Source organism: Ruegeria sp. BG8 (assembly GCF_056538325.1).
On the sequence record NZ_JBQFSZ010000011.1, the window covers coordinates 130942 to 139329 of the forward strand.

At 54.7% G+C, this 8388-nt stretch carries 11 protein-coding genes and 1 pseudogene; 5 read left to right on the forward strand and 7 right to left on the reverse strand.

Annotated elements, in window-relative coordinates; translation table 11 throughout:
• Window positions 1–67 precede the first annotated feature (67 nt).
• Complete coding sequence (locus ACR0DG_RS18540) at window positions 68–616, forward strand: hypothetical protein (protein WP_480699849.1); 549 nt, start codon at window positions 68–70, stop codon at window positions 614–616.
• Between the two features lie 4 nt (window positions 617–620).
• Here the strand turns inward: ACR0DG_RS18540 and ACR0DG_RS18545 are convergent, their stop codons facing one another.
• The 7 genes from ACR0DG_RS18545 to ACR0DG_RS18575 form a co-directional block, all read right to left on the reverse strand.
• Window positions 621–1013, reverse strand: coding sequence for a c-type cytochrome (locus tag ACR0DG_RS18545; protein WP_480699850.1), 393 nt, complete (start codon window positions 1011–1013; stop codon window positions 621–623).
• 122 nt (window positions 1014–1135) lie between these two features.
• The gene (locus tag ACR0DG_RS18550) at window positions 1136–1675 is read right to left on the reverse strand and encodes an SEL1-like repeat protein (RefSeq protein ID WP_480699851.1); all 540 of its coding nucleotides are present in this window, start codon (window positions 1673–1675) and stop codon (window positions 1136–1138) included.
• Window positions 1676–1750: 75 nt separating this feature from the next.
• Entirely contained in the window at window positions 1751–2542 is a 792-nt protein-coding gene (locus ACR0DG_RS18555; protein WP_480699852.1) for an ABC transporter permease, read from the reverse strand.
• Complete coding sequence (locus tag ACR0DG_RS18560) at window positions 2539–3258, reverse strand: ABC transporter ATP-binding protein (protein WP_480699853.1); 720 nt, start codon at window positions 3256–3258, stop codon at window positions 2539–2541. The genes ACR0DG_RS18555 and ACR0DG_RS18560 overlap by 4 nt, the downstream gene beginning before the upstream one ends.
• Complete coding sequence (locus tag ACR0DG_RS18565) at window positions 3255–3701, reverse strand: cupredoxin domain-containing protein (RefSeq protein ID WP_480699854.1); 447 nt, start codon at window positions 3699–3701, stop codon at window positions 3255–3257. The genes ACR0DG_RS18560 and ACR0DG_RS18565 overlap by 4 nt, the downstream gene beginning before the upstream one ends.
• Before the next feature lie 21 nt (window positions 3702–3722).
• Window positions 3723–4685 (reverse strand): YVTN family beta-propeller repeat protein, encoded by a 963-nt coding sequence (locus ACR0DG_RS18570; protein WP_480699855.1) that lies wholly within the window; start codon window positions 4683–4685, stop codon window positions 3723–3725.
• 5 nt (window positions 4686–4690) lie between these two features.
• Window positions 4691–5857: an ABC transporter substrate-binding protein gene (locus ACR0DG_RS18575; protein ID WP_480699856.1), complete on the reverse strand. Its 1167-nt coding sequence runs from the start codon at window positions 5855–5857 to the stop codon at window positions 4691–4693.
• A gap of 159 nt (window positions 5858–6016) precedes the next feature.
• Between ACR0DG_RS18575 and pedF the strand changes: the two genes are divergently transcribed.
• The 4 genes and pseudogenes from pedF to ACR0DG_RS18595 all read left to right on the forward strand — a co-directional run.
• Window positions 6017–6697 (forward strand): cytochrome c-550 PedF, encoded by a 681-nt coding sequence (gene pedF / locus ACR0DG_RS18580; protein ID WP_480699857.1) that lies wholly within the window; start codon window positions 6017–6019, stop codon window positions 6695–6697.
• Between the two features lie 18 nt (window positions 6698–6715).
• Window positions 6716–7612: a substrate-binding periplasmic protein gene (locus ACR0DG_RS18585; protein ID WP_480699858.1), complete on the forward strand. Its 897-nt coding sequence runs from the start codon at window positions 6716–6718 to the stop codon at window positions 7610–7612.
• Window positions 7613–7682: 70 nt separating this feature from the next.
• Window positions 7683–8249: an SRPBCC family protein gene (locus tag ACR0DG_RS18590; protein ID WP_480699859.1), complete on the forward strand. Its 567-nt coding sequence runs from the start codon at window positions 7683–7685 to the stop codon at window positions 8247–8249.
• A gap of 27 nt (window positions 8250–8276) precedes the next feature.
• Window positions 8277–8388 (forward strand): annotated as a pseudogene (locus ACR0DG_RS18595) ((2Fe-2S)-binding protein); the annotation flags it as partial.

Here is an 8388-nt window from a genome sequence, read left to right on the forward strand (position 1 = left end):
ACAATGGTCGTAGGGTGCCAAAATTGAATTTCAACTAGGCTGGTTCAAATTTTTTTTGGAGTTTGCCATGAAACAGTTTGCGGCAACCATGATCCTGATCGCCTCTGGCCTTTGCGCATATGCGGACCCTTTGCTTGGGCCGAAACAGATTTTTCTACAGGACGGGTCGGGCGATAAAACGTTGATTGGTAATGTGAATTTCAGCCCGAAAAATGAAGCTGTGGCTTACGAAATCGATCTAAGCGGCGACGCCTTCACAGAACACTTTCTGTCAATGCGCCCTTTTCGTTGTCTTGAAAGTTCCGAAAAACAATGGTGCCATGTCCCCTACCCTTACGAACTAAGACGCGAGGTTTCCCCTGACGATCTGACCGATTTGGAATATGATCTTCTGTTCATTCACAAGGGCGCTACCGAATATGGCATCGATATGTGGAACGGTATTTATTACCGCCTTCAGGTTGAAGAAGATCGTCTGGTCGGGGCGCTTCATGAAATGGATATGGGCTTATTGTCTGCCCCGCCCGAAGCGGGTGATCTCAGACCCGTTTCTGCCGCTGATATCCACGAATCCGACCCGGAAAACCATTGGCTTCCGCGGGTCGTAATCGAATAGCAGCTTACTCGGTAATACTGTTCAGGTAAGCCAGAATAAAGTCTTGCACAGTGCGATCTTCGATCCCCACATGTCGCATCTTGGTTCCCGGCATGAACCCATCATTGTCCTCCATCCAGGCGCGCAACGCAGCTGGTGTCCAAACAATGCCCGACCCGGCCAACGCCTCGGAATAGGTGTAGCCATCCACTGTTCCGGCACGACGTCCCACGACACCGTCCAAGGGCGGACCATAGCTGGGATCCGTTGCATCCTGTGCATGACACCGTCGGCATTCGGATAAAAACAGCGTCTCTCCCGCTTCTACCTTGACCCGATCGAATGTGGATTGGGCCAAAACAGGCGAGGCATAACTGGCAAGGGTTGCAAGGCCAAGGGTTAGGATGACGTGTTTCATTTGATCCTCCGAACGTTTGTCGAAGTATACTTTCTGCGGCGTGAGCACCGGCTTGACGCACATCAAGTAATCAGATGCCGGACTTCATCCTTTGGTCGTAGAAAATCGAGAATAAGCTTAGGTCAGAACAAAGGCGCGTATTTCCATTCGTCTGCATCCGGCGTGACTTCGTTTGGGTCATAGCCCGATTCCTGCAACCGTTTGGCAACCTTCAACCCCTCGCGCGCAGCCTCGTCCACATAAGCGCGGCCAAGCTGTTCGTCCTTGGGAACACCGTGGCCCCGCAATAGGTTCAGACCGTAGTTGAACTTCCCGACAGGATCGCCCAGATCCGCTGCGCGCTTATCCCAGGCAGCCGCGGCATCCGGGTCATAGGGACCGCCCAAACCGTTGTTATCCAGTTGACCCATCCAGGTCATCGCACCGGTATATCCCGCCTCGGCGCAGGTATTGAACAAAGTGCGCGCCAAATCATGACGACCCGATTTCGTCATGTAATACCCCGACGCACAGGTCGTCATGTCGGTAATACCGTTTTCGATATTGCTCAGGACTTTGCCCCATCCCGTATCCTGTGGGTTTAGCGTGCCGAATTCATCCTCGACCGTTTGAGCCAAGGAAGCGGACGCTATGAACAGAAAAAATGACGCCATGCGGAACATGTCAGAACCCTCCGATAGATTACAGCATAGCGCATCACTGACTGTTTTTCACGTCTGCCATGGTCGTAGACGCAATCATCCCCTGGGTCTTTTCATACCGCGCGCAGGATTGTAGCCCCAAACAGCAAGGGCGAGAAACACCGCACCAGCAAGAATGGTCCAACCCAACGCAGACGCGTTGAACTGCCCGTAAAGTGCAAACCGGATCAATTCGACCGCGTGCGTAAATGGGTTGGCCGCACAAATGTCGCGCAAAATGGCTGAGCTTTCGGCCATTTTCCACAACGGGTAGAGCGCCGACGAAAGAAAGAACATTGGAAAGATGACAAAGTTCATCACACCGGCAAAGTTCTCTAGTTGCTTGATGGCCGATGACAGCGCCAACCCCAACGCACCCAGCATCAGGCCGCTGACAATCAGCGCAGGTAAAACAAACAGATAGCCGTACCACGGCATATCAATCCCATAGACAGCGGCCACGGCAAGAAAGCTATACACTTGCAGGACAGAGATCGCGGTACTGGCCAATAGGCGACAAAACAACAACCACCAACGCGGCAAGGGGCTGGTCAAAAGCAAACGCATCGACCCCATTTCGCGGTCATACACAAGCCCAAGCGAGCTTTGCATCCCATTGAACAGCATAATCATCCCGCACAGTCCCGGGACGATGTAGATCTCGTAAGTGATGTAGGTCTGATAAGGCGGCGTGATCGACAGCCCCAGCGCAGCGCGAAATCCGGCTGCGAACACAATCAACCAAACCAGAGGGCGGACCAAAGCCGCGATAAACCGGCTGCGTTGACGGACAAACCTCAGCGCCTCTCGGATCAGAATGGCGCGCAAGGCGATCAGAGCGGCCTTCATGCTGCGGCTCCTGTGAGCGACAGAAACACCTGCTGCAATGGTGCGCCCTGCGTGATCTCATTGCATGTGCCGCGTTTGAGCATCCGTCCTTTGTGCAGAATGGCGACGTCGTCGTCAGGCTCTATCTCATCGGTCAAATGGGTGGCCCATAGAACCGTGAGCCCGTCTTGCGAGGACAGATCATGCACATGTTTGGTTATGGAATTTCTGGCCGCAGCGTCCAGACCTACGGTGGGTTCGTCCAGCAAAAGAACCGAAGGCGAATGAATCAGACATCGCGCAATCTCCAATCGCCGCCGATGCCCGCCATTCAAATCGCGCGTCCGTTCACGCGCGCGCTCAGCCATATCCAAGCGCTCTAACGCGGCGGCTATCCGAGTCTCTGCTTGTTTGCCGGACAAACCATGCAAGGCCGCAAAATAACTTAGGTTGCGGTGTACAGTCAGATCCAAGTCCAAAGTGGGTTGCTGAAACACTACCCCGATCTGAGCCAGCGCACGGCGCGGATTCTTTGAAATATCAAAACCCGCGATCTCGATCGTACCCTCGGCGGTCGTGAACAGGCGCGTCAGTAGAGAAAAAAGAGTGGATTTTCCTGCCCCGTTCGGCCCCAACAACGCGCAAAACGCGCCGTTCGGGACATGAAAGCTCACGTCATCAAGGGCGCGTTTTTCACCATAGGTGTAGCTGACATTGCGGACAGAAAGCCCGGTCACTTAATGGTAATCTCCAGTCGCTGCGTCTCGCCGGTACTTCCCGGTACTTTCAGATAGTAACTGCCCGGCTTGATCGCGACAAAGCCTATTTCCATTTCTCCCGCTTCGTCGAATTCAATTGAATCGACCCCAAGTGGGCGGATTTCCAGCCCTTCGACGACGATCTCGTCCACCCAGATAGCGCGGAAAAATTCGGGCCCTACAATGGCCAGTTCCTGACTACCGTCGCCCTGGATTTCGAATTCGTAATAGGTGCCGGACTTCAGTTCCCAGGGTGCTTCGGCCAGGGGCACGCCGGCGGACAAGGTGATTGGCGGCAAATCCTCTTTATTCTTGGCGGACAGAATTCCTGCCAATCCAAAACCATTGTCATCATCATCTGCAAGCGCTGCTGTCGGCAGCGCCATTGCCAACACAGCCGCAAAACGGATCAAGCGATTCATCTAAAATCTCCTTATTTTGTTCTAGTTTGTCGGACGGAAGGCTGCACCCCAGGGGAACCGTCCGACCTTGATTGTTTTGATGGGCTCACGTTTGGCCACGTCAATAACGGTCACATCACCAGACACGCCATTCGTGGTGAACAACAACGATTTGTCCGCATTGAAATCCATATGCCAGACGCGCCGACCGACTAGGATGTAGTCCTCAACCTCGTACGTCTCGGCGTTGACTGCCGCGATATGGTTCGACGGCCCGAGTGCTACAAAAGCGGTTTCGTCCCCGTTGGACAGTTCAAACCCAACAGGCTGAACTCGATCGGGGTGGACACCTTCCACTTCGAATTCGATCTTGGCTTTTTCGGTCTGTGTTTCGACGTCAAACACCGTGATCGTGCCACCAATCTCAGAACTGACCCAAAGTTCGGTTCCATCTTTGACGAACTCAGCATGACGCGGGCGAGAGTCGACAAGGGTATTCGCAAAAAGCTCGCGCGTCTCGGTGTCGATCCAATGGGCCATATTGGTCGTTTCCGAGGTCGTGATTGCGATCTTCCCGTCAGGAGAAACCGCCATGCCCTCGGGCTCGATCCCGACATCAATTTGCGCGATAACCTGACGGGTTTCCGTGTCCACAACAGTGGTGATGGCGTCATCTTCGTTGGCTATATAAAGATGACGGTTGTTTGGGTGCAGAACAAACTGTTCAGGGTCTTCACCCGATGGCAAATCGTGCAAAATCTCTCCGGTCTCGGGGTCCATGACTTGGACCGCGTCGCTGTCAGAGGCACAGATATAAAGCACCGAATAGTCTTTTGAGAATGTGATCCCGCGAGGGCGTTCACCTGTATCTATGGTACGGATGACCTCAAGCGTTTCGATGTCGATCACACTTAGCGTGTCGTCCTTTTCATTGCTAATCCAAATCTCATCTGCATAGGCCGGAGCGCAGAGCGCTATCGTTCCCAAGAGGGCGGTTAATCTCATTCCAATTACTCCCTGAAAGCGCCACACTGGCTTTCCGCCTGATCAATGCCAAGCGTGTCCAGTTCAGAGCGTTGATGCAAGAAACCCTCCAGCGGTGCCATCGCGACAACTGCGCCATCTGTGACCAATGGGATCGGTTGCCTCAATTGGCCGTTCCATGGCCGGAAATTCATCGCTCGCCCCTTAAAGCCGGCCAGTTCGAATTGATCAGACAGTATATAGTCGCGCAAAACGTCCGGATCATCCGACTGCGTGCGGGTTACTGCTTCGCCCAGAGTTCTGTAGGCAGCCCAGGCTGCATAGTCTCTGGGGCGCATCGCCCTGCCTGCCATTTCCTGAAAACGGTTTTGCATCTGAACAGCGCCCCATTGCTCAACAACGCGCGACCACGTAACCGGCTGCAGACCTTCGGATCCAGCAACAGGGCGCGCTTCCCACGTATTGAATTCGATGTACCGACCGAAGTCATCCAATTCATCGGCGACCAGCAGAACATCGTAATCGCCGAACTCCTGCGTGAAGAGAGGAACTTCTTGCGCAGCGTTCCGCCGAAGGTCCGCGTCAAAGGTCCATGTCTTTTCGGCCTGTAGTTCCAGTCGGAATTTCGCAAGCGATCGTTTCATGGCCGAAGCGAAAGCCTGATCACCGGGGTGTTCCCCCGAAATCATAACCACATCATCCCAGCGACGTTTAACCAGAAACTGAACCAACGCGTCAGAACGCATCACGTGCGACGGTAAAGTATGCAGCAGGTTCGCTCGACATTCTTGATCACGCAGGTCCAAGTCCGGGGCAGACACATTGAATAAGATGGCGTTTGCGGCCTCAGGCAGGTCCGCCACTTGCAGCTGCGCAGATGCTGGCGCATCCAGAATCACATATGGGCTATCTGACAAAGCTTGTCGTGCCGCGGCGAGCCAATCACCGTCTTGCGGCACCGACGTCACAGTAAGTTCATAGTCATGACCCAGGAATTTTGCGGTTGTCAGATTATCGGCAAGGGCGAGGTCGGCCCCAGCATATCCCAGGTCATCAGGCACCGGATCGAGGTTTGACAAAACCGGCGGATGGTCGACCTGCTGCTGCAGGTAAGTTACTGAAATACCGATATCAGCCCAAGCCAAACCCGGCATCAGAAGAAGAGCCGCGACCGCGCGCGAAATTATCTTCATAGTTGTGCCTCCTCCCAGGCAGGAACAGTAAAACCGCCCCAGTGCGCGACAAGCCATTCGACCTTAGTCGCAAGCCCTGCGACGTCTGCAACCAAGGTCGAATTTCGAACCGATTCTGTCTGCGTTATCACCGGGGAAAGCATCGTATAGGAGGAGAAGATGCGTCTAGGTTTTTATGGTGCAGTCTTAGGCACCATCACCGCCGCAGGTATGGCGCTGGCCCATGGCGATGTCGCCCCACAGCCGGTGAACACGGATGCTCTGCCCGATGTAGGGGACGAGTGGCTGATCGAAAATCCCTATCGCGACCAGGGTGAAGACGTCTGGCAAGCCGCGATTGAAATCGGAGATTCTGGGTATAACCAGAACTGCGCACGCTGCCACGGGTTGGGAGTGGTGTCTGGTGGCTTGGCCCCCGATCTGCGATACCTCGAGGCCGAGGAATACGGCGATGAATGGTATGTCGAACGGTTCCGCGAAGGGTACACGCAGAACGGTATCACCAAGATGCCCGCATTTGGTGAACTGCTTGGACAAAAAGCAGCTTGGGCCATCCGCACCTATATTGAGACCCGGCCTGACGACGGGGCACTCGATGACCATTCAGATCGCCTTAAGGAAATTCGCGATCTGCTGGCTGCAATGGCCGAAGGCGGTGACGGGGATGCTAACGCGTTGCAGTCCGAGCTAACGCAAATCGCCGAAACCATCGAGACCGGCTCCGGGGCTCCGGTTGCCGACAGTGTCGCGTTGCGCGCCGCAGTGTTGATCTCAGGCGATGAACCAAATTTCGCTGAAGCTGCAGAACAACTAACGATCGGATTGTCTGCTGCGCAATAGCGCGGCAGACTGGGGCACATGATCAGACACCTTTTCGTTTTCTCCCTGTTGGCCGCCACCCTTTCAACCGGAATGGCACTGGCCCGGTGTGAAGATCATGTGCCCCAACCCAAGCCACAAAACACCAGCCGGGACATCGTTGGCGCAGACCTCGATACGATCATCGAACGCGGCTATATAGAATTCGCGGCTTACGAAGACTTTGCGCCCTGGTCTTTTGAGCGGGACGGCGAAATTCAAGGTGTCGACATCGAGATCGGAAAACTGATCGCCGCAGATCTTGGCGTAGACGCGCGTTTCAATCTTGTCGCAGCAGGCGAAGACCTGGAAGCCGATCTTCGCAACTGGATATGGAAAGGTCCGTTGATCAACGGGCGCGTGGCGAATGTGATGCTGCATGTACCATACGACAGCGAATTTGCATGCCGCGTGGAACAAGTCGTCTTCACCGGGCAGTACCATGACGAAGAAATAGCGATCGCCTTTCGCCTTGACGAATACCCCGAGGACCCCCCTATTCCCGCATATTTCAGGTTCGATACGGTCGCGGTTGAAAACGACTCGATCGCTGATTTTTACCTGTCTGCTTTTCCGGGGGGTCAGCTTGCCCAGAACATGCGCCGTTTCCCCACCGCTGAGGAAGCCATGCAAGCGTTAGCGGCCGGAGAAACGAAAGCCGCAATGGGCGCGCGCGCGCAACTAGAAGCCGGACTAACATCGGAATTGGGGATTCATACACCACCGCTACCCGGTTTCGCAGTAAGCACTTGGACCAGCGGCGTCGCCGTTCACTTCGCCTATCGCGGTCTAAGCTATGCTGTGGACGACGCTATTTACGCGGCCTTGCAAGATGGCAGAATCGCCGAGATTTTCGCCGACCATGGCCTGACCCATTCGCCACCGAAACTGCGCTGACTACACCCAAGGTCTTATAGGCAGCGCGCATAACACCGCTTAGCTTAACAAAAATACTGGAGGGAGTGACATGGAGCTACATGACAGCCGCGTCATCGCCGCTTCGCGCGCCAAAGTTTGGGACGCGTTGCTATCTGCTGATGTTCTGAAAGACTGTGTGCCGGGATGCAAAGAGATGTCCGGAACAGCAGAGGAAGGGTTCGACGCCACCGTTGTTCAAAAAGTAGGCCCCGTGAAGGCCACGTTCAAAGGCGCAGTAACGCTGTCGGACATGGTGTCTCAGGAAAGCGTCAAACTGTCTGGCGAGGGCAAAGGCGGCGCCGCCGGATTTGCCAAAGGCGCTGCAGATGTCACGCTATCGGATGTGCCGGAAGGGACGTTGTTGACGTACAACGTTGATGCCCGTGTCGGAGGAAAGCTGGCGCAACTTGGCGGTCGGGTGATCGACGGGGTCGCGAAAAAGATGGCCGATCAATTCTTTGAAAACTTCCAAAGTGCCGTCGAAGAGGAACAGCAGCCTTCAGAGGCCGCTGCGACACCTGAACCTGCAGCGCCGGCCAAGGAACCCGAGCCCGCTCAGTTAGCAGAGGCACCGGAAGAGAAAAAAGGATGGTTCAAGCGCCTATTTGGTGGTTGATCCGAGAATTCTAGGGAGGAAAATCTGATGAAGATTTCGATGACTGTGAACGGCGTAGCTGTGAGCGGTGAGGTTGAGGGTCGGACGTTATTGTCTGGATTTTTGCGTGATCATTTGAGTTTGACAGGGACGCATGTTG